Here is a 20,349-nt window from a genome sequence, read left to right on the forward strand (position 1 = left end):
ATGACTCCTTAAATAACCAGGGGATCCGTGCACTGACGGCAGGCGCGCACCACGCTCAGCGCCGCCAGGGTGGAGGTTTTGGGATTGGCGGCCAGCGGCAGGCCGCTCAGGGCGATGTCCAGCTCGCCGAAGCGGCCGCTGGCCCGGATCCGGTGCTGGTTGCGCCGGCTGTCCGGATCCACCACCAGTTCGACCCGGGTGTGGTCCATGCCGAGCCCGGCCAGGGCGATGGTGGCCGCCACGTTGGCATTGGCCGGGAACAGCCGCGCCGCCTCCCGCGCCGTGCCGCTGAAGAACACCGTCGGCTCGGTGACGCCGTCCAGATCCACCAGGGTTTCCGCCGGGCTGCCGCGCCAGCTCTGGGGGCTCTTGCGGCCCTGGTAGGTGACCGACTCCAGCCCCCCTTCCCGGGCGGCGGCCAGGCCATCGATGCCGGCGATGGCCCCGGCCAGGGCCAGGATGCGGCCCCCGCCCTGGCCGGCGGCCAGGCGCAGATCCCGCGCCAGGGCCTCGTCGGCCAGGGCGCCGACCGAGATCAGCCCCAGGGTCCAGCCCCGGGCCAGCACGGCGCTGCCGTGCTCGCGCACCGCCGCCTGGCCGGCGCACTCCACCACCAGATCCGGGGTGGCGGCACAGTCCTCCACCCGGCTCAGCACGGTCACCGCCGGGCCCAGTTCGGCCTGCGCCTCGGCCACCCGGGCCGCCGGCACCAGCAGCCATTTCAGGCTCAGCTCCGCCGGCAGCAGCGCCAGCACTTCCCGCGCCATGGCGCCGAACCCGATCATCATCAGCTGTTTCATCGCCCCTCCTACAGGTGCTTGTTGAAGCCGCCGGACACGTCCAGGGCGGCGCCGGTGGTATAGGACGCCAGCGGCGAGGCCAGGAACACCAGGGCCCGGGCCGGCTCTTCCGGCTTGCCCAGCCGGCCCATGGGGATGCCCCGGCGCTCGGCGATGGCCCCGGTCCAGCCGTCCCAGTCCTGGTCCCGGTCGCCGCGCTCGGCGAACCGGCGGCGCCACTGATCCGACTCCACCATGCCGAGCAGGATGGAATTGACCCGGATGCCCCGGGCGGAAAACTCGTGGGCCAGGGAGTGGGTCAGGTTGAGCAGCGCCGCCCGCGCCGCCGAGGTGGCGATCATGTGCGGCTCCGGCTGCAGCGCCAGCAGCGAGTTGACGTTGGTGATGGACGGGCAGTCCGAGCGCTCCAGCTGGGGCAGGAAGGCGCGGATCGGGTGGAGCACGCTGAAGGTCTTGAGCCGGGTCTCGGCTATCCAGTCTTCATCTTCGGTCTGCTCGAAGTTCGACACCCGGCCCTGGCCGGCGTTGTTGATCAGCAGGTCGGCACCGCCGAAGCGGGCCTCCACCGCGGCGGCGAAGGCGGCCACCTCGGCCTTGTCCAGCACGTTGCAGGGCCGGGTCAGGCACTCGGCCCCGGGAAAGGCGGCGCGCATCTCTTCCAGGGAGGCGGCCAGCCGCTCGGGGTTGCGGCCGCACCAGGCCACCCGGGCGCCTTCCGCCAGCAGCAGCCGGACCGTTTCCAGCCCGATGCCGGACGAACCGCCGGTGACCACCGCCACCTTGCCTTGCAGCTTGAAACTCATGCTTGTACTCCTCGATTCGGTAAGGCCCCGGCCAGGCGGCGCAGGGCCCGGTTGAAGGCGTCGGGCTGGTCGATATAACTGGCGTGGCCCGCCCCGGCCAGGGGTTCGATGCCGGCCCCGGGGTGCCCGGCGGCCAGCGCCAGTACCCCGGCGGGCGGGGTGATCACGTCTTCCTCGCCGTAGATAATGCCGATGGGCGCGGGGTAGTCCGCCAGGTAATCGCGGATATCGTCATGGGCCAGCAGGTAGGAGGCAGCCTCGAAGCCGTCCAGGGTCAGCCCCATCATGCCGTGGGCCACCAGATCCAGCTGATCCTGGCCGGCATGCTGGGACAAGAGCACCGGCCCGCGCGCCGCCGCCAGCCCCTGGTGGCCCAGTTTGCGCAGCATGTCCGGGCGCTTGCGGTATACCTGCTCGCGGGTGTCGGCATCGGCCCGGCCGTAGCCCTGGGCCGGGTTGGCCAGCACCAGGCCGCGCACCCCGTCCGGGTGGCGGCTGGCGTAGGCGGCGCCGATCATCGCTCCCAGGGAGTGGCCCAGCAGCAGCGGCCGCTCCAGCTCCAGCGCCACCACCAGTTCGTGCAGCGCGGCGGCGTAGTCCAGGGCCGACGGGGTGGCGGTCGCCAGCGGCGCGCTCTGGCCGTAGCCCGGGGCGTCCCAGGCGACCAGGGTGAACTCCCGGGCCAGTGGTTCCAGCTGGCCGACCCAGGAGCCGGAGCCCGAGCTGATGCCGTGCAGCAGCACCAGGGCCGGGCCCCGGCCGGCGCTGCGGTAGGCCTGCCGGCGGCCGCCGAGGTCGAGGTGGCGCAGCGGAAAGCGGGACAGGCTGTTGACCAGGGCGCTCATGGTCAGGCCCGCTTGATCTGGGACAGGGGGTGATCTTCCGGATAGGTCGGAATGGTCGGCTTGGCGGCGCCCAGCATCACGCACATCAGGGCGTCCTCCTCGCCGTGGTTGAACAGGCCGCGGTAGATGCCGGGCGGGATGGAGATCAGATCCCGCTCGCTCAGCCGGGTTTCGAATTTCTCCCCTTCGTGTTCCACGAACAGGGTGATGGAACCGCGCAGCATGAAGAACACCTCCTCCACGTCGTGGTGCACGTGCAGCGGGCCTTCACACTGGCCCGGCAGTACCATGGTGGAGAAGGTGAAGTGCTCGGAAGGCACGGTATTGCCGTCGTCCTTCACCCCGGTGGCGCCGGTGCCCATGTAGCGCATCTGGGCGCGGCGGTACTTGGGATCGTAATCGGCCTGGAATTTCAGCGCCTCGAAGTCGTAGCGACGGGTGCCGAAGCGGGCGATGCGGCTGTCCAGCCATTCTCCCAGGCTCTTGTCGGCGGGCTTGTTCCAGGTGTCGAATTTCGCGTTCATCTCATTTCCTCTCTCAGTGTGTTCCGCACTGGCGGCGGGCAAGGCTTACCCCTTCCGCGCCGGCGGAATCAAGCAAACGGTGGGGTTGAATCAGTATTTTTTGACCAGGGGCACCAGCACCAGGGAGCCGAACACCGCCACCAGCACCAGGAACAACAGTCCCAGGTTGAAGTCGCCGGTGCGGGTCACGATGTAGCCCATCAGCACCGGGGCGGCGGCGCCGGCGAAGTTGCCGAAGCCGTTGAAGATGCCGCCGGCGGTGGCGCTCACCTCGGCCGGGGTGATGCGCGCCAGCAGGGCGAACACCGACGACACCCCGAAGCCCCAGCTCATGGCGCTGACCGACATGGCGGCGATGGCCAGCACCGCGTCCTCGATCTGCAGCACCAGGTACATGGACAGGCCGGCGATCAGCAGGCCGCCGAACACCTGGGCCGCGCGCTTGCCGGTCTTGTCCGACAGGAAGGCGCCGGCGATCTCCCCCGCCAGCATGGCGATAAAGGGCAGCGACGACAGGGCGCCGAATTCCTCGAGGTTGACGCCCTTCTCCTCGATCAGGTAGCTCGGCAGCCAGCCGTTCAGCCCCCACAGGTAGGTGAGCAGGGCGGTATTGAAGATGCACACCGCCCAGAAGGCCGGGGTGGTGAACAGCAGCCGGCTGTTGCGCATGTGCTGCTGCCAGCTCACCCGCTGGCGGGAGCCGGATACCCGGGTCTCGGCGCGGAGCTTGACGCCCCTGAGCCCGAAATACACTACCGCCAGGGTCACCAGGGTCAGCGCCGCCATCACGAAGAAGGTCATCTGCCAGCCGTAGCGGCCCAGGATAAAGGCGGTGATGGGGAAGCCGAGCGCGGCGCCGATGGGGGTACCGAGCAGGAACATGGTGCTGGCCCGGGCCTGCTGGCCGGCGCTGTAGCACTGCTTGACGATGCTGTAGGCCAGGGCGAACAGCGGGCCTTCGGCGATGCCGAGCAGCACCCGCAGCCACAGCAGTTGCTCGTAGCTGGTGGCCAGCCCCATCAGCGCCATCAGCACGCCCCAGGAGGCCACGCTCACCAGCAGGCAGGTGCGCGGATTGATCAGATCGCCGACGACGCTCAGGAAGATGGAGGAAAAACCGTAGGCCAGCAGGAAACTGGTCATCAGCCAGCCGAGCCGGGTCTTGTCGGTGCCGATGCCCATCGCCTCCTGAAACACCGGATCCGAGAACAGCACGGCGATGCTGATCTTGTCGAAAAAGGCCAATACCACGCACACCATCAGCACGACGGAGATCGACCATTGCTTGATGACGCTCGACTGCACCGGCATGACTGAGGTCTCGATAGTTTCTTTCAGCGTTTCCATACTTATAACCCTTTATTCCATTTTACGGTTTCAGCGCCATCGGGTTGACGGCGGGATCGGCCAACTGGTCGGCGGGCAGCACGGTGCCGGCCCTGAGCCAGCGCTTGCCGAGCTTGACCAGCCTGGCGTCGTTGACCGCGATCATCGACTGCAGCCGGTCGTCCTGGTCCAGGTAGATGAAGGCCAGCTGCTTGTCGCCGACCTGCCGCCGCACCAGGCGGCTGTCGTGGCCCGCCGGGGTGCCCAGGATCTGGATGTTGCAGTCGTATTGATCCGACCAGATCCAGGGCTCGTCCCGGTAGGGGCTGGTCTCGCCGAGCATGGCTTTCGCCGCCGAGATGGCCTGGTTCTGGGCATTGGCCCAGGACTGGATGCAAAAGCCCAGCCGGGGGTGGATGGCCACGTCGCCGGCGGCGTAGATGTCCGGATCCGAGGTCCGGCCATGGTCGTCGACGACCAGCCCCTGCGCCACTTCCAGCCCGGCGTCGCGGCCCAGCTCGGTGGCGATCTCGGCGCCGGCGCCCACCACCACCGCGTCCGCCTCCAGCAGCCGCTGCCCGTCCCGGTACAGCACCAGGCCGCCGCCGTCGCCGGCCGCCAGCTCGATGGCGCCGCAGTCCAGCTCCACCTCGACGCCCTGCTCCCGATGCAGATCCCGCAGGTAGTCGGACACCTCGGGCCGCACGCTGCGGGCGCAGAGCCGCTCGCCCAGCTCGAACAGGCTCACCGCCACCCCCTTGGCCCGGGCGGTGGCGGCCACTTCCAGGCCGATCCAGCCGCCGCCGAGAATGGCCAGCCGCTTGCCCGGCGCCAGCCGCTCGCCCAGGCGGGCCGCATCCTCGGGGGTGCGCACCGTGTACACCTGGGGCAGGCTCAGCCATTCCCGCACCGGCACCCGGGCCCGGCTGCCGGTGGCCAGCAGCAGCTTGTCGTAGGCCAGCTCGGTGCCGTTGTCGAGGGTCACCACATGGTCCCGGGGGTCGATGGCGGTGGCCCGGGCCGGCTTGTGCCAGTCGATGTGCATGGCGTCGATGGCCTCGTCGGAGAACAGCTGCAGCGCCGCCGGGGCCATGTCGCCGGCCAGCACCTGCTTGGACAGGGGCGGCCGTTCGTAAAAAACCCGCTCTTCGTCGGACACCACGGACAGGGTGCCGTCAAACCCCTGTTGACGTAAGGTATGGGCGGCCCAGGCTCCGGCCTGGCCGGCGCCGATAATGACGATGCGGGAAATCAGTTGCTTCATGGTTCATGCCCCCTGTTTGACCTGGCGCCGGGTATGGCCGTCCAGTCCGCCTTCCACCGCCCACTCGGTAAAGAGTTCCAGCCGGTGCTCCATGGTGCGGGGCTGCCAGGCGGGAGTGAGGTAGTCGTCGTTGGTGTAGTACTCGAAGGCGCCCCCCAGGGGGCTGTTCACGTACCAGAAATAGGCGGAAGAAATGGGGTGCCGGCCCGGGCCGATAAAGGTGGACCAGCCCTTGCGGTTCATCGCCATGCCGGCGCCGATCACCTCGTGGATGTCGCGCACGGTAAAGGCCACGTGGTTGAGCCCGGCGGGCTTGCCCGGCACGTGCAGCAGGAAGAGGTCGTGGTGGTGGCCTTCGGCGCCACAGCGCATGAAGGCGCCCTTGCCCTCATAGCAGTCGGACAGGTGGAAGCCGAGCCGGTCCCGGTAGAAGGCCTCGGTCCGGGCCAGCTCGGGGGTGAAGAACACCACGTGGCCCACGCCGATGGGCTCGCCCCGCTCGTACACCGGGCTGGCCTCGTCCACCCGGCGGATGTCGCCGTGCTGGTTGATGGCGGCCACCCGCAGTTCGACCGGTTGCACGTCGCTCGGCCGAAAACGCAGGGTCATGCCGTTGGGATCCCGGCAGCTCAGGCCCCCGGCGTCGCGGGCCAGGCCCTCGACCCCGGCCAGGCGCTGGGCCAGCGGCTCCAGGCAGGCGGCGCTTTCGACGCCCCAGACCACCTCGCGCAGGGTGGAGCCGGGCTCGAAGGCGGCCGGCAGCCGGGCGTCGTCGATATCGAACAGGTAGAGCCGGCTCTGGTTCAGGGTGAGGAACAGATCCGTCCCCGGGATGTCGCTCTCGCCACGGCTCAGGCCGAAGTCGGCGAGGAAGCTGGCGGCTTTCGGTCTGTCGTCCACCCCGAATTTCAGGGCTTCAATTCCGGTAATTTTCATGGTCACACTCTCTATGTTGGGCATCCGGGTCAGTTGAAGACGAAGCCGCCGTTGACCGGCAGGTTCTGGCCGGTGACGAAGGACGACAGATCCGACAGCAGGTAGAGCACGGCGCCGTTGACGTCCTCCGGCAGCTGGGGCCGGTGGATGGCGCGGCCGTCCACGTACTGGTCGTGGCGGGCCTGGGGCACGTATTCGGTGGCTTCCACCAGGGTCAGCCCCGGGCTGACGGTGTTGACGCAGATGCCGTATTCGCCGAGCTCCCGGGCCATGGAGCGGGTCATCGCCAGCAGGGCGCCCTTGCTGGCCACGTAGGCCAGCAGCCGGGGCGCGCCCCACAGCGCGGTGTCGGAGGCGATGTTGACCACCTTGCCCGCGCCCGCCGCCTTGAGGTAGGGCACCACCGCCCGGGTCATCAGCCAGCTGCCGCGCACATTGACGGTCATTACCCGGTCCCACACCTCGATATCCAGCTCGGTCATGTCGACGCCGCCGATGCCGGTGGCGATGGCGCCGCAGTTGACCAGGCCATCCAGGCCGCCGAGCAGGCCGGCGGCGTCCCGGGCACAGGCCTCGATGGAAGCCGGATCAGCCAGGTCCAGCGCCAGGCCGTGGGCGATGTGTCCCCCGGCGGCCAGCGCCCTGGCCTCCGCCATCACCTGCCCGGCGAGGATATCGGCCATGGCCACCTCGGCGCCGGCGGCGGTGGCGGCGCGGGCGAAGTCCAGCCCCAGGCCCCGGGCGCCGCCTGTGATCAGCAGCTTCTTGCCCTGCAGCAACTTATGCATGGTTCTCGGCCTCTTGCCTGGCCGCCAGCCGGGCCAGCTGCTGCTCGGCGGTTTTCTTCATCAGCCGGCGCAGGCGCGACAACCCCACGTCGTGCTGGTAGAGGAATTCGTGGTCGCGGGCGTCGGGCGCCATCTGCTCGAGGATGACACGGTCCTGCTCCAGCACGTCCCAGTGCAGCTGCTCCAGGTGGTTGCGGTAGAGGAAACGCCACACGTCGCGCTGCCAGCCGCTCACCTTTCGCGCCCGCCAGAAGAACACCCGGGTGTGGTGCTCGTCCACCGGGGTGGCCAGGCCGACGATCCAGAATTCGCCGCCCGGACCGAACTGCCGGCGGTAGGGAATGGACAGGCGCAGCCAGAAGGCGCCGCTGCTGCCGAACTCGACCCAGTCGAAGTTGACCCCGGTCTGGCCGACTTTTTCGAAGATGAAACCGTGCTCGGTGTTGCGGGCGCGCATGTCGGCGCTCCTGTCCCCTTCCGCCATGGAATGGGAGGTGCTGTGCAGGTAGCTGCCGTGCATGGGATCCATCACGTTGTCGATGGCGTAGCGGTAGTTCACCGCCCAGTCCGCCTGGCACAGGAAGCTGCTCCACTCCCCGCTGTCGAGCTGCTCGGGCAGCACCAGATCGGCGGGCTCGGCGTCCGGGTCCAGGCCGAACCAGAGGAAGATGGCGCCGTGCTTTTCGATCACCGGGTAGGAGCGCAGGCACTTGCTGCCGGTCATGGGGCAGGCGCTCACCGCCGGCACGTCGGCGACCACGCCGTCACCCTTCACTTCCACCCCGTGGTACCAGCAGGCCACCCGGTCGCCCAGGTTCCAGCCCAGGGACAGCCGCGCGCCCCGGTGCGGGCAGCGATCTTCCAGGGCCTTGACCTTGCCCTCGGTGTCGCGCCACAGCACGATATTTTCGCCCAGGCGGGTGATGCCGACCGGGCTGTTGCCCACTTCCCAGCTGGCCACCACCGGATACCACAGATCCTTGAGGCCCAAATCCAGATGGCGTTCTACTGCAAGCTGTTGATTCATCGTGTTCTCCTAGATTCCCCGTGGTGCGCCGCTCAGTAACCGAGGCGGGCCATTTCGTCCTGAAAATTGGCGAGGGTCCAGGCCTCGCCGGCTTCGTTGCGCAACCCGCGCCGGTTGAGGGCGGCCACCAGCGCGTCCAGCTCGACGATGCCCTCGGCGAAGGCGCTTTCCAGCTGGCTGACCAGCGCCTGCTCGTAGCGGGTGGGCTCGCGGTAGCGGTTCTGCCACACCAGGTTGCGGGTTTTGCCCGGGATCTGGATGTTGTTGAGGCCGGCCTCGGTGGCGGGCTCGTTCTTCAGCCAGGCGGCCAGTTTGGGATTGAAGTTGTCCATGGTGCTGTTCCTTGTCATGCCATGTTCAGCAGTACGTCATCGCCGTCGACCCGTACCTCGTAGATGTGGAGATCACGACAGCCGGGGCCACTTTGCAGCTTGCCGGTGGGGATATCGAAGATGGCCTCGTGCAGCGGGCACTCGACGGTGCGGCCTTCGATAAAGCCCTCGGTGAGCAGGGCATAGGCGTGGGGGCAGATGTCCTCGATGGCATGCAGGCGGCCTTCCACCCTGAACACGCCGATCTCCTTGTCGCCTACCTTGACGGCCAGCGGGCTCTCATCGGAGATGTCGCCCAGCTTGCAAATGGAAACCCAGTTCATGGCTTCGTCACTCCTTTGTGTTTTGTATATGAAACTATGATTTATCTACAAAACAAAGATTAGATCCGTTTATTGACCCCTGTCAATGAAAGGCTTTTTTTTGCTCAAATTTATTGGGTCTATAAAGTTACATTTTTATTACAATTTGTTATTAGCACCGGGAGCCGGCCATAAAAAAACGCCATGCGGTCGCATGGCGTTGGTGGGGAGTCACGGCGTCTTGATGGTGCCGTGCGGACTCAGGGCTGGGCGTTGTTGAGGCTCAGGGTGCGGGACAATTCATGGGCGGCGGCGATCACCGCGTCCCGGATGCGGCCCTCGAATTCGGCCTGCGGAATGCCGCCCAGCGGGCAGCTCACCGACACCGAGGCGATCATGCTGTTGTCGCTCAGCCGGTAGATGGGCGCGGCGCAGGCGGCCATGGCCGGGTTGAAGTAGCCCCAGCTGACCAGGGCCGGCTGCCCGCGGATCTCATGGATGCGCGCCAGCAACGCCTCGATGCCGGTAGGTGTGCCCTCGGTGAAGGTTGCCCACTGGTGATCCCGGTACAGCTCGCGGATCTCGTCATCGGACAGGTCGGCCAGCAGTTGCTGGCCGGTAACGGTGGCGTGGGCCGGCCAGCGGGTGCCGACCCCCACCGTGCTGGTGAAGGGCCCCGTGGCCTGGACCCGATCCACGAACACGATATCGGTGCCCTGGCGGATCACCAGGTGGCAGGCGATGGTGGTTTGATCCCGCAGCCGCTGCAGTATGGGACGGGAAGGCTCCAGCAGATCCAGCCCCGAGAGGTAGGTGAAGCCCAGATCCAGCACCTTGGAGTTCAGCGCATAGCGCCGGGAATCGCTGGCCTTGTGCAGAAAACCGCAGTGCTCCAGGGTATAGGCGATACGAAAGGCGCTGGAACGGTTCACGCCCATGATCTCCGCCAGCTCCGAGACCGACAGATCCTTCTTTTCCTGACTGAATGCCTGCAATGCCACCAGCCCCCGCACCAGGCCGGGGACCATGTATCTGTCATCGGTTTCCATATGTTCCTCTGTGCCCGACATTGTTGCGTAGCAAAGGCAAAATTTGAGCATGGCCTTACCGCTTCGTCAAACGCTTCCGTCCCGGCGGAGCCCTCCACGAAAAGCGCCCCCGAAGGGGCGATGCAAAGGCAAGCTACAGATTTTGTATGGTTATGATTGGTGTTATCAGAGTTGTGCCCGTTTTCCGCGCCTCAGAGCCGCAGGCCCTCGCGGATCGACTTCAGGGTCAGTTCGTTGGACCACTCGGGCCGGTCGGGATAGGCGAACACCGCGTTGGTGACGATGCCGTCGAACTTGATCTCCCTGAGCTTGCGGTACAGGGCGTCGAAGTCCACCTCGCCCTCGCCCGGGTTGAGGTGCTGGTGAATGGTCACGTCCGCATCCGGCGGGTTGATGATGTAGCGCAGCCCGAAGCCGGCCTTGTGGTTGAAGGTGTCGGCGATCAGCACATGGGCCAGCAAATCGCCCGCTTCCTCGATATGCTTGACCACATCGCCGATGCCGTCGTCGTAGTAAAAGGCATGGGGCACCGAATAGACCAGTTTGATCCAGTCCTTGTCCAGGGCGCGGATCATGCGCACCGCCTCGATGTTTTGCTCGATAAAGTCATGAGGGTGGGATTGCATGTTGAGTTTGATGCTCTCGCGTTCGAACAGCGGCATCAGCTCTTCCATCGAGCGGACGAAGGCGTCCTCGCTGGCCTGGGGCCGGCGCTTGTTGCCGCTGAACTCGGAGTTCATCAGATCCACCCCCAGCTCGGCGGTGATCTCGATGCAGCGCTTCCAATTGCGCACCGCGGCCTGGCGCTCTTCTTCCACCGGGGAGGCCCACTGCTGCACCGGCAGCACCGAAGAGATCCTGACGCCGGCGTCGGCGCAATACTTTTTCAGACTCTTGATCAGTTGCCGGTCGACCTTGGGATATTCGTAGAACCAGATGAAATCCTTGCGCGGAGACAGCTCCACCCATTCGTATCCCAGCCGGGCCACGGTGTCGATGGTCTCCTTCAGGCCGGTGTTGTCACGATAGTGCGACGGATCGTATACCAAACGCATAACTCTACTCCCTTGACTCAGCAGTCCAAACCGTATCAGCGCCGGCGGCAGAACCGGCTCCTTCATCGTTTATACTACCGGTTGCACACGACCGACTCGTTGCACCGGAACACTACACAATTGAAACAAATATTCCATAAACTTGCCAGTGTCGAAATATTAATTCCACTAAAAGTTCTCAAAATGTGACCCACTCCAAATTTCGCCTTCAGGGCCCGCGGCACTCGTGCTATAAGTGGGATCCCCTTTAATCGGGAGTGCCCATGAAAACCATAAGAATAAGAAAAGGCGTGGTGACCTGCACGCTGCTGGCGGCCCTCTGGCTGCCGCTGCTCGCCACCGCCGCCAGTATCGATAAGCATGCCGACAAGCCGGCCTGGATGGACTGGGGCTTTTTCGGCAACACCGTCATCTCCGCCGTCCTGACCCGCTGGAGCAGCAACAGAGACGACGAATAACCCGGCCGCAGGGACGCGAGCCCTCCTCCACGACGATAGCCCTTCCTCTTTTTCCTGTTCGACTCATCACCGGTGCCGCCCCATTTCTGTGACTCTTGCCGCAGTTGAGTCAATTCATAATTAACAATTATGTAAACAAAATGTATGTTGTGTTGTGACTGAATTGTTTACACAAAAACAAGCCACAACCACCATCGCAGGATCCCACCAAGGAGAACATCATGCACAAGCTTGGAAGCACCGCACTGCTCGCCGCCGGCCTGGCCCTGGCTCCCCTGACCCAGGCGCTGGCCCAGGACCGGCCGGATATCGCCGTGCTGATCCCCGGCAAGCACGACGACAACGGCTTTATGCAGGCCGCCTACCGGGGCTATGAAAAGATCAAGGCAGAGCTGGATGTCAACGCCAGTTATGTATCCAATATTTCCGCCACTTCCGATCCGGCCCTGCTTACCGAGGCCATGCGCAAGCTGGCACAGGAAGGCCCCGATCTCATCATCGCCCATGGCGGCCAGTGCAACGGCCCGGCGGAGATAGTGAGCAAGGAATTCCCCGACATCAGGTTCGTGGTGATCCAGGGCCATGTGCAGGGACCCAACCTCTCGAGCTATGTGGTGCGCCAGGAAGACTCGGCCTGGCTGGCCGGCGCCCTGGCCGGGCTGACCACCCAATCCGACGTGGTCGGCCATATCTCCGGTGCCTGGCCCAAGCCCGGCCTGATCGGCCGCGCCGCCTTTTATGACGGGGTCAAACACGTCAATCCCGACGCCAGGTTCCTGACCTGGTTTACCGGCGATCTGGACAATACCGACATCAACGCCCAGGCCGCCGCCGCCGAAATCGCCGCGGGCGCCGATGTGATCTACACCATGCTCAACGCCGGCCGCCAGGGGGTGATCGACGAGATCAAATCCCATGGCGGCAAGGTGCGCCATATCGGCAACGTGTCCGACTGGACCCAGGTGGACGCCAGCTTCGTCGGCTCGGCGGTGGCCGACGCCAGCGTGGCTATCCTCAGCGCCGCCCGCGACTTTACCACCGGCGACTGGCAGCCCGACCAGATCACCGAGATCGGCCTGGGCCAGGGCGAGGTGGTCAAGCTGACCCTGGCGGAGGACGTCTCGCCCGAGATAAGACAGCAGCTGGACCAGCTGGCGGCCAAGCTGATCAGCGGCGAAATCCGCATCAATACCACTTACGAGGGCTCCGAGTTCAACCCGGCCACCGGAGAATTCGTGGATCAGTCCTACAAGGAAGAACTGAAGGCCAAGTCCTGATATTCAATACCCTTCAGTAAATGAGCGCCTGCGGCGCTCATGCGGGCGAGCCGCCCGCGCTCCATAAGGGACATTGCTCAAATGGAGCGCAGGCGGCCCGCCTGCACATTGGCGCGACGCGGCAACCCTGCCGCGGCTTCGTGAAACTCCGGCGCTGCCTGCTACCGATCGTCGGGCAACCAGGATCTTCACTTTTCCCCCCTCTTGGCACTGGCATTCCCCGCCAAGCCAAGTACCATATATCGCCATAGCTGTTCGGTTGGCCGCAGGCTGCAGCGCAGCTCGCCAATACGGCCTATTAACTTACTGATTTATCAGGACAAATAGAAATGGCTCAATTTGTTTACACCATGCACCGCGTGGGCAAGGTGGTTCCGCCCAAGCGTCATATTCTGAAGAATATCTCCCTGTCGTTTTTCCCCGGCGCCAAAATCGGCGTGCTGGGCCTGAACGGCGCCGGTAAATCCACCCTGCTACGCATCATGGCCGGCATCGACACCGAAATTGAAGGTGAAGCCCGCCCCCAGCCCGGCATCAACATCGGCTACCTGCCCCAGGAGCCCCGGCTAAACCCGGAGCAGACCGTACGCGAAGCGGTGGAAGAAGCCGTGGCCGAAGTGGCCGGCGCGCTCAAGGAGCTGGACGCCGTCTACACCGCCTACGCGGATCCGGACGCCGATTTCGACAAGCTGGCCAAGCGCCAGGGCGAGCTGGAAGCCATCATCCAGGCCCACGACGGCCACAACCTGGACAACCAGCTGGAGCGCGCCGCCGACGCCCTGCGCCTGCCGCCCTGGGACGCGGTGATCGACAAGCTTTCCGGGGGTGAACGCCGCCGGGTGGCCATGTGCAAGCTACTGCTGGAAAAACCGGACATGCTGCTGCTCGACGAACCCACCAACCACCTGGACGCCGAGTCCGTGGCCTGGCTGGAGCGCTTCCTGCACGACTACGAAGGCACCGTGGTGGCCATTACCCACGACCGTTACTTCCTCGACAACGTGGCCGGCTGGATCCTGGAGCTGGACCGGGGCGAAGGCATTCCCTGGGAAGGCAACTACTCCTCCTGGCTGGAGCAGAAGGATCAGCGCCTGTCCCAGGAGCAGTCCTCCGAGGCTGCGCGCCAGAAGTCGATCCAGAAAGAACTGGAATGGGTGCGCCAGAACCCGAAAGGTCGTCAGGCCAAGTCCAAGGCGCGCATGGCCCGCTTCGAGGAACTGCAGAACCAGGACTTCCAGAAGCGCAACGAAACCAACGAGTTGTTCATCCCGCCCGGCCCGCGCCTGGGTGACAAGGTAGTGGACGTCGAGCACCTGACCAAGTCCTACGGCGACCGGGTGCTGATCGACGACCTGTCGTTCAGCATTCCCAAGGGCGCCATCGTCGGTATTATCGGCCCCAACGGTGCCGGTAAATCCACCCTGTTCCGCATGCTCACCAACGCCGAACAGCCGGATTCCGGCAGCATCACCCTGGGTGATACCGTGCAACTGGCTTCTGTGGAGCAGTTCCGCGACAGCATGGACGACAAGAAGACCGTGTGGGAAGAAGTATCCGGCGGGCTGGACATGATGCGCATCGGCAACCTGGAGATCCCCAGCCGCGCCTACCTGGGCCGGTTCAACTTCAAGGGTGTCGACCAGCAGAAGCGGGTCGGCGAGCTCTCCGGCGGTGAACGCGGCCGCCTGCACATGGCCAAGCTGCTGCAGACCGGCGGCAACGTGCTGCTGCTGGACGAACCGACCAACGACCTGGACGTGGAAACCCTGCGCGCCCTGGAAAACGCCCTGCTGGACTTCCCCGGCTGCGCCATGGTCATCTCCCACGACCGCTGGTTCCTCGACCGCATCGCCACCCATATCCTGGACTACAAGGACGAAGGCAAGGTGGAATTCTTCGAAGGCAACTTCACCGAATACGAAGAGTGGAAGAAGAAAACCTACGGCGCCGAGGCCATCCAGCCCCACCGCATCAAGTACAAGCGCATCGCCAAGTAACACCGTCGATACCGCTTGTATTCAAAGCCCGCATCACGCGGGCTTTTTTATGGCCGGGAATAAATCAAATCCGTTATTCCGGCCTCCACTCCGTCATTCCCGCGAAGGCGGGAATCCAGAGCCCACAACTCGGCACTCATATATTCTCTCCATTCCCACACCTCACCACCGCCATTCCCGTGAAGGCGGAAATCCATACATCCCCGCACAGATAAACGCGATGCCCAAGCGGGCTACTTCCCTGCCGGGCTACACTGAAGTCTGCTTACCGGGTGATATCGAAAGGAAAACACTATGAAACTCGCCTTGCCCTTGATGTGCGCCTGCATGGCACTAACGCTGGCAACCGCCGGTTACAGCGCCACCCAGCAGGATATGAATCAAGCAGCCGGCCGGCAATACGAACAAGCCGACCAGGCCCTGAACCAGGCCTATGTCCGCCTGATGGCCAGGCTGGATGCTCCCCGCCAGGAAAAACTCAAGCTCGCCCAGCGGGCCTGGCTCAGGTTTCGCGATGCCCAGGCCGAGTTGGTCTCCTCAGCCTGGGAAGGCGGCTCTATCCGGCCGCTGATCCACGGTGAGGAGCTGATCCGGCTGACCGAGCACAGAACCGCCGAACTGCTCCGTCTTCTTGAGGAACAAGGTGACTGAGCAGGCCACCGCGGATCCTTCCAAGGAGGCACTTTCCCTTGCTCCGCTCCTGCCCGCGACCTCGCGGTATGTTCCACTGCCGGAAACGGCGTCACTCGAAGACAACACCGCCTGCCCGCCCCGTCTTTACTACTTTCCGCCAGCTCGCTCCACCTTCGCCATGGTGCTATGCTGTCGCCCCTGACCAGAACAACAAGCGGGATACCCCATGGACACCTACGCCGCCCTCGCCCGGCTGGACCGGCAGGACACCTGGCACGGCTTCAGGCAGCTGGTGCCGCTTTCCCTTTTCGTCGCCGTGTTCGGGCTGGCCTTCGGCCTGGCCGCCACCCAGGTGGGGCTGAACAATACCGATATCGTGCTGATGAGCGCCCTGGTGTTTGCCGGCGCCTCCCAGTTCGCCGCCCTCGATCTCTGGGGTACCCAGGTGCCGCTGGTGCCCCTGGTAATCACCACCTTCGCCATCAACGCCCGCCACCTGCTGATGGGCGCCACCCTCTACCCCTGGCTGCGCCACCTGCCGCCGGCCAGGCGCTACGGGGTGATGCTGTTCGCCTCCGACGCCAACTGGGCCATGGCCATGCAGGGCTTTCACCGGGGTGAGCGGGCGCTCGGCATTCTGTTCGGCGGTGGGCTCGCCATCTGGTCGTTCTGGATCCTAGGCACCTGGCTCGGGCTGCATTTCGGCAACGCCATCGAGGATCCGGTCGGCCTGGGGCTGGACATGGTGATGGGCTGTTTTCTGCTGGCCATGGTGGTGGGCGGGCGCAAGGATCTGCGCAACCTGGCCATCTGGACGGTGGCCGCGCTCTCGGCCATGCTGGCCTACTGGTATCTGCCCGCCAACAGCCACGTGGTGGTGGGCGCGCTGTCGGGCGGCGTGCTCGGCGCCCTGTGGATGGAGAAGGAAAGCACATGAACCTGGACACAGCAGGCCTAGGGCCCTGGCTTATCATCGGCGTGATGGCGCTGGTCACCCTGGCCACCCGCTGGGGCGGCGTGTTGGTGATGTCCTTCGTGCCCATCAACCGCCGGGTGCAGCAGTTTATCGGCGCCATGTCCGGCTCGGTGCTGGTGGCCATCCTCACTCCCCTGGCCCTCAACGGCGACACCGGCGCCCGCCTGGCGCTGCTGGCCACGGGGCTGACCATGCTGGTGCTGAAAAAGCCGCTGCCGGCCATCGCCGCCGGCATCCTGGTGGCGGCGCTGGCCAGGCAACTGGGATAACAGCGCCGTCATCTGTGCCTGCGCTTGCCGCGGGCCCGGTGTCGTTTTCCCTGGATTCCCGCCTTCGCGGGAATGGCGGGGGTGGACGCGGGAATGACGAGGGTGGGCACGAAAATGGCGGGTGTGCATTGACGAGAATATCGGCAAATATCAGCGATTAACAGGCTAATGGCACCGAAGCGGCGCCATCGTCTGGTTATACCGGCAAGCTGAGTCGGCCGTTGTGGTAGCTGACCTGGCGGTAGTCGGGGATATTGCCCAGCACCCGTTCGTGCTCGTGGCGGCTGCCGCCCACTATCACCACCCGGCAGCCGGCGGCCAGGGCCGAGGCAATGCCGGCCGGGGCATCCTCGAACACCAGGCAGTCCTGTGCCGCCAGCCCCAGCAGCCGGGCCGCCAGCAGGTAGGGCTCGGGATCCGGCTTGCCCCTGCTCACCTGCTCGGCGGTCACCCGGATCCGCGGCAGGGGCAGTTCGGTGATGTCGAGCTTGGGGATGGAAAGCGGCAGGCTGCCCGAGGTGCAGATGGCCCAGTAGTCATCCGGCAACGAGCACAGCAGCTCCCGGGCGCCGGGGATGGCGGTCACGCTGTCGTTCAGGCTCCTCTCCACCACTTCCAGCCAGGCGGCCTCGGCCGCCACATCCAGCTGCGGCGCCAGTCGGCGGATGGTCTCTTCGCTGCGCACCCCGTGGCAGATGGCCAGCACATCGCTCAGGGGAATGCCGTGCCGGTCGCACCAGCGGGCCCAGGCCTGCTCCACCGCCCGGTGGGAGTCCACCAGGGTGCCGTCCAAATCGAAGATCAGGCCCTTGGCCGCCACTGTGTTCATGGTGCTCTCCTTTATCGGTTACCGTTACCCCGATCCTACTCTCCCGACCCGGCACCATTTATTCCTTTGGCCCGAAAAAAGATACTATTGGCTCATTACCAAGATCCAAGGTGGCCCAAAATGCTTAAACGCGAACTGCTGAGCCTGCCCCATCACAGATCCTGGGCCCTGACCCACCTCAAGGACGCCGGCGTGCCCTTTCAGTGGCACTACCACCCGGAATACGAGATCACCCTGACCCTGGGGGCGGAAGGCATGCGCTATATCGGCGAGGACGTGGCCCCCTTCGGGCATTGCGATCTGGCGCTGGTGGGACCGGACGTGCCCCACACCTGGGACGCCAAGGCCTCGGACGGCGCGCCCGAGGTGTATGTGGTGTTCCTGCCCAGGCACTGGCTGCAGGCCCAGGTGGAGGCGGGACTGGTGGAGCTGTCGCCCCTGCTCGACTGGCTGGCCGGGCTCGGCAACGGCGCCGTGTTCGGTACCGCCACCGCCCGCCGGGCCCGGCGACTGTTCGAGCGCATGGCGCAACCGGGCCCGCTGCCGGCCCTGGCCGCCCTGCTGGAGCTGCTGCAACTGCTGCAGGCGGACGAACATGGCCGCCCCCTGGGCGGGCGGTTACAGCAACCGCCGGACCGACGCCTGGATCGGCTGCTCGGCCATTTGCAGCGCCATTACCAAGAGCCCCTGCGCCTGGAGCAGGTGGCCCGCCACTGCAGCCTGAGCCCCGCCACCCTCAAGCGGCTGCTGCAACAGCACTGCGACACCAGCTTCAGCCAGTACCTCAACCGTCTGCGCCTGGGCCACGCCTGCCACCTGCTCACCACCAGCCTCCTGCCGGTGGCGCTGGTGCGCGAGCAGGCGGGGTTCAACAACGCCAGCCACTTCAACCGCAGCTTCCTCGCCCATACCGGGCTGAGCCCCCTGGCCTTTCGCCGCCGCTTCGGCTGGCGCCGGCTGGGCTAACGCCGCCACACCACCGGGAACCAGTCCTCCCGCATCCGCTCCCCCGTTTGCAGGTTGATGCCGTCAAACGGCGGCGAGGTGGGTCCGCCCCGGTCGACATAGCGCACGTCGTCGCCGATAAAGCGGGTAGAAAAAGCCCGGCGCCGGTTGGACGTCTGGTTGCCCGGGGCACCATGCACCGTCTTGAAGTTGAACAACAGCGCATCGCCCGGCTCCAGCTCGGGAATGAGGATCTCGAAGTCCCCGCCGTCGATATCCGGCATGTCCATAAAAGGGCTGTCATCCCGGTACCAGGACGCATTCGTGGACCACTTGCTCGGTCGCACCAACTTGGGCCAGCGGTGGGAGCCCAGCACCACCTGCAGGGCATTTTCCTGGGTGATGGGATCCAGCGGTATCCAGTAACTGGCCGTCTGGTCACCGTCCACGCAGTAGTAGGGTAAATCCTGGTGCCAGGGCGTGGGCTTGGCGGTGCCCGGCTCCTTCACCAGAATATGTTCATGGAATACCTGAATTTGCCGTGAACCGGTAGCCTCCCCGGCAATCGCCGCTCCGGGGGACGCCTCTATCCAATGCCGGAATTCAGGTATCCGCTGCCAGTTGCAGTAATCCTCGAAAAAACGTCCGCCATCGTTGCCGGTCACGTTCTCCCGGCCATGCTCGCCAGGCTCGCGCAGCACCCGTTCAAAACCTGTCCGTAATGGCTCTATCCAGTCCTTGAACACACCCTTGACGACGATGGCGCCGTCTCGCGCATAGGCGTCCCGTTGATCCTGTGTCAGCCAGGTCGTGGTGGTTGTGTGACCCATGATGATTCCTCCCTGTGGTTAGCGACGACTCGACTTTAGCACCGGCATCACATAGCTTATAAATACAGTTTACATATAGGATACATAGAGTAATGGCTATACCTTTTACCTTCCGGCAACTGAGCTACTTTGTCGCGGTGGCCCAGCAGGGCAGCGTCAGCAAGGCGGCCGAGGTGCTGCATGTGTCCCAGCCTTCGGTGTCCATCGCCATCACCCAGCTCGAGGGGTTGCTGGAGCAGCCCCTGTTCCAGCGCCACCGGGGCCAGGGGGTCAGCCTTACGCCCGGCGGCGAAGCGCTGTTGAAGGAGGCGCGCCATATCCTCACCCTGTCCCACAACCTGCTGGCCCGTCAGCGGCAGGACGACAGCGAGGTGGAGGGCCAGTTGGTGCTGAGCTGTTTCAGGGATATCGCGCCCTACTACCTGCCACGATTGGTGAGCCGCTTCGAGCGCCGCTACCCCGGGATCCGGGTATTGATGCAGGAGGAGGATCTGGCCGGCGTGAGCCGGGCGCTGGAGCAGGGCCGGGCCGAACTGGCCCTGAGTTACGATCTGGGCCTGCCGCAGGAGATAGACGCCGAGGTGCTGGATGAACTGCTCCCCCATGCCCTGCTGCCCACCACCCATCCCAGGGCGGCCAGCCCTTCCCTCAGCCTCACAGAGCTGGCGGCGGAGCGGCTGATACTGCAGGATCTGCCGCTCACCCGGGAGTATTTCCTCTCCCTGTTCTGGCACCGGGGACTCAAGCCCGACATCGTCCACACCACGGCGTCCTTCGAACTGCAACGGGGCCTGGTGGCCCACGGTCACGGGGTGGCGCTGTCCTGCACCCGGCCGGCGGGAGACCGCAGCTACGATGGCGCGGCCCTCGCCTGCGTGCCGCTCGCCGACGAGGTCCAGCCCCAGCGGGTGGTGCTGGCCCATTCCCGCCGCTTTCCGCTGTCGGTGCCGGCCCGGCTGTTCCTCGGCCTGGTCGCCGGACAGTAAGGTACAGCCTCGGTATAACCCGGCAGCAGCCGAGTAGCGCTAAGCAGACCGTGACATGCCATGGACGGCATGTCCGAGCCTACATGGACGTACTTGCG

At 65.3% G+C, this 20,349-nt stretch carries 23 protein-coding genes; 8 read left to right on the top strand and 15 right to left on the bottom strand.

Annotation, left to right across the window (positions count from 1 at the left end):
- Window positions 1-8: 8 nt before the first annotated feature.
- The 13 genes from C7H85_RS06910 to C7H85_RS06970 form a co-directional block, all read right to left on the bottom strand.
- On the bottom strand, window positions 9-800 hold the full coding sequence (locus C7H85_RS06910) for an aspartate dehydrogenase (protein WP_106728979.1): 792 nt from the start codon (window positions 798-800) through the stop codon (window positions 9-11).
- Between the two features lie 8 nt (window positions 801-808).
- Complete coding sequence (locus C7H85_RS06915) at window positions 809-1,603, bottom strand: SDR family oxidoreductase (RefSeq protein WP_106728980.1); 795 nt, start codon at window positions 1,601-1,603, stop codon at window positions 809-811.
- The gene (locus tag C7H85_RS06920) at window positions 1,600-2,448 is read right to left on the bottom strand and encodes an alpha/beta fold hydrolase (RefSeq protein WP_106728981.1); all 849 of its coding nucleotides are present in this window, start codon (window positions 2,446-2,448) and stop codon (window positions 1,600-1,602) included. Before C7H85_RS06920 ends, C7H85_RS06915 begins: the two co-directional genes overlap by 4 nt.
- A 2-nt stretch (window positions 2,449-2,450) precedes the next feature.
- Window positions 2,451-2,972 carry a cupin domain-containing protein gene (locus C7H85_RS06925; RefSeq protein ID WP_106728982.1) on the bottom strand — a complete coding sequence of 174 codons (522 nt, stop codon included), beginning with the start codon at window positions 2,970-2,972 and terminating at the stop codon, window positions 2,451-2,453.
- Between the two features lie 90 nt (window positions 2,973-3,062).
- A complete protein-coding gene (locus tag C7H85_RS06930) occupies window positions 3,063-4,319 on the bottom strand; it encodes an MFS transporter (RefSeq protein ID WP_106728983.1) in 1,257 nt (418 codons plus the stop codon).
- Window positions 4,320-4,341: 22 nt separating this feature from the next.
- Entirely contained in the window at window positions 4,342-5,562 is a 1,221-nt protein-coding gene (locus tag C7H85_RS06935) for an NAD(P)/FAD-dependent oxidoreductase (RefSeq protein ID WP_106728984.1), read from the bottom strand.
- Window positions 5,563-5,565: 3 nt separating this feature from the next.
- Window positions 5,566-6,498, bottom strand: a complete 933-nt coding sequence (locus C7H85_RS06940; RefSeq protein WP_106728985.1) for a VOC family protein — start codon at window positions 6,496-6,498, stop codon at window positions 5,566-5,568.
- Between the two features lie 29 nt (window positions 6,499-6,527).
- A complete protein-coding gene (locus C7H85_RS06945) occupies window positions 6,528-7,286 on the bottom strand; it encodes an SDR family oxidoreductase (protein ID WP_106728986.1) in 759 nt (252 codons plus the stop codon).
- Window positions 7,279-8,313, bottom strand: a complete 1,035-nt coding sequence (locus tag C7H85_RS06950; RefSeq protein WP_106728987.1) for an aromatic ring-hydroxylating oxygenase subunit alpha — start codon at window positions 8,311-8,313, stop codon at window positions 7,279-7,281. The genes C7H85_RS06945 and C7H85_RS06950 overlap by 8 nt, the downstream gene beginning before the upstream one ends.
- Before the next feature lie 32 nt (window positions 8,314-8,345).
- Window positions 8,346-8,645: a recombinase-like helix-turn-helix domain-containing protein gene (locus C7H85_RS06955; protein WP_106728988.1), complete on the bottom strand. Its 300-nt coding sequence runs from the start codon at window positions 8,643-8,645 to the stop codon at window positions 8,346-8,348.
- A gap of 14 nt (window positions 8,646-8,659) precedes the next feature.
- Entirely contained in the window at window positions 8,660-8,968 is a 309-nt protein-coding gene (locus tag C7H85_RS06960) for a non-heme iron oxygenase ferredoxin subunit (protein WP_106728989.1), read from the bottom strand.
- A 239-nt stretch (window positions 8,969-9,207) separates the two neighbouring features.
- The gene (locus C7H85_RS06965; protein ID WP_106728990.1) at window positions 9,208-9,996 is read right to left on the bottom strand and encodes an IclR family transcriptional regulator; all 789 of its coding nucleotides are present in this window, start codon (window positions 9,994-9,996) and stop codon (window positions 9,208-9,210) included.
- Between the two features lie 191 nt (window positions 9,997-10,187).
- Window positions 10,188-11,051, bottom strand: coding sequence for a sugar phosphate isomerase/epimerase family protein (locus tag C7H85_RS06970; protein ID WP_106728991.1), 864 nt, complete (start codon window positions 11,049-11,051; stop codon window positions 10,188-10,190).
- Between the two features lie 263 nt (window positions 11,052-11,314).
- Here C7H85_RS06970 and C7H85_RS19530 point away from each other — a divergent pair, with 263 nt between their 5' ends.
- From C7H85_RS19530 to C7H85_RS06995, 6 genes are all read left to right on the top strand, one after another.
- Window positions 11,315-11,509: a hypothetical protein gene (locus C7H85_RS19530; RefSeq protein WP_146140430.1), complete on the top strand. Its 195-nt coding sequence runs from the start codon at window positions 11,315-11,317 to the stop codon at window positions 11,507-11,509.
- Window positions 11,510-11,730: 221 nt separating this feature from the next.
- The gene (locus C7H85_RS06975) at window positions 11,731-12,786 is read left to right on the top strand and encodes a BMP family protein (RefSeq protein ID WP_106728992.1); all 1,056 of its coding nucleotides are present in this window, start codon (window positions 11,731-11,733) and stop codon (window positions 12,784-12,786) included.
- Between the two features lie 329 nt (window positions 12,787-13,115).
- Window positions 13,116-14,783: an energy-dependent translational throttle protein EttA gene (gene ettA, locus C7H85_RS06980; protein ID WP_106728993.1), complete on the top strand. Its 1,668-nt coding sequence runs from the start codon at window positions 13,116-13,118 to the stop codon at window positions 14,781-14,783.
- 294 nt (window positions 14,784-15,077) lie between these two features.
- On the top strand, window positions 15,078-15,434 hold the full coding sequence (locus C7H85_RS06985; protein WP_106728994.1) for a lysozyme inhibitor LprI family protein: 357 nt from the start codon (window positions 15,078-15,080) through the stop codon (window positions 15,432-15,434).
- Window positions 15,435-15,642: 208 nt separating this feature from the next.
- Window positions 15,643-16,353, top strand: a complete 711-nt coding sequence (locus C7H85_RS06990) for an AzlC family ABC transporter permease (protein WP_106728995.1) — start codon at window positions 15,643-15,645, stop codon at window positions 16,351-16,353.
- Window positions 16,350-16,661: an AzlD family protein gene (locus C7H85_RS06995; protein ID WP_094039985.1), complete on the top strand. Its 312-nt coding sequence runs from the start codon at window positions 16,350-16,352 to the stop codon at window positions 16,659-16,661. Before C7H85_RS06990 ends, C7H85_RS06995 begins: the two co-directional genes overlap by 4 nt.
- Before the next feature lie 196 nt (window positions 16,662-16,857).
- On the opposite strand, the gene C7H85_RS07000 is transcribed toward C7H85_RS06995, so the two are convergent.
- Window positions 16,858-17,490, bottom strand: coding sequence for an HAD-IA family hydrolase (locus C7H85_RS07000; protein ID WP_106728996.1), 633 nt, complete (start codon window positions 17,488-17,490; stop codon window positions 16,858-16,860).
- Between the two features lie 120 nt (window positions 17,491-17,610).
- On the opposite strand from C7H85_RS07000, the gene C7H85_RS07005 reads away from it, so the two are divergent.
- Window positions 17,611-18,456: an AraC family transcriptional regulator gene (locus C7H85_RS07005; protein WP_106728997.1), complete on the top strand. Its 846-nt coding sequence runs from the start codon at window positions 17,611-17,613 to the stop codon at window positions 18,454-18,456.
- Here the strand turns inward: C7H85_RS07005 and C7H85_RS07010 are convergent.
- Window positions 18,453-19,265, bottom strand: a complete 813-nt coding sequence (locus C7H85_RS07010; RefSeq protein WP_106728998.1) for a phytanoyl-CoA dioxygenase family protein — start codon at window positions 19,263-19,265, stop codon at window positions 18,453-18,455. The two genes, C7H85_RS07005 and C7H85_RS07010, sit on opposite strands and share 4 nt — an antisense overlap.
- A 92-nt stretch (window positions 19,266-19,357) precedes the next feature.
- Here C7H85_RS07010 and C7H85_RS07015 point away from each other — a divergent pair, with 92 nt between their 5' ends.
- On the top strand, window positions 19,358-20,251 hold the full coding sequence (locus C7H85_RS07015) for a LysR substrate-binding domain-containing protein (protein ID WP_106728999.1): 894 nt from the start codon (window positions 19,358-19,360) through the stop codon (window positions 20,249-20,251).
- The last annotated feature ends 98 nt before the right edge of the window (window positions 20,252-20,349 follow it).

It is taken from the genome of Zobellella endophytica (assembly GCF_003012775.1).
In the GTDB taxonomy this organism is placed as follows: Bacteria; Pseudomonadota; Gammaproteobacteria; order Enterobacterales; family Aeromonadaceae; genus Oceanimonas; species Oceanimonas endophytica.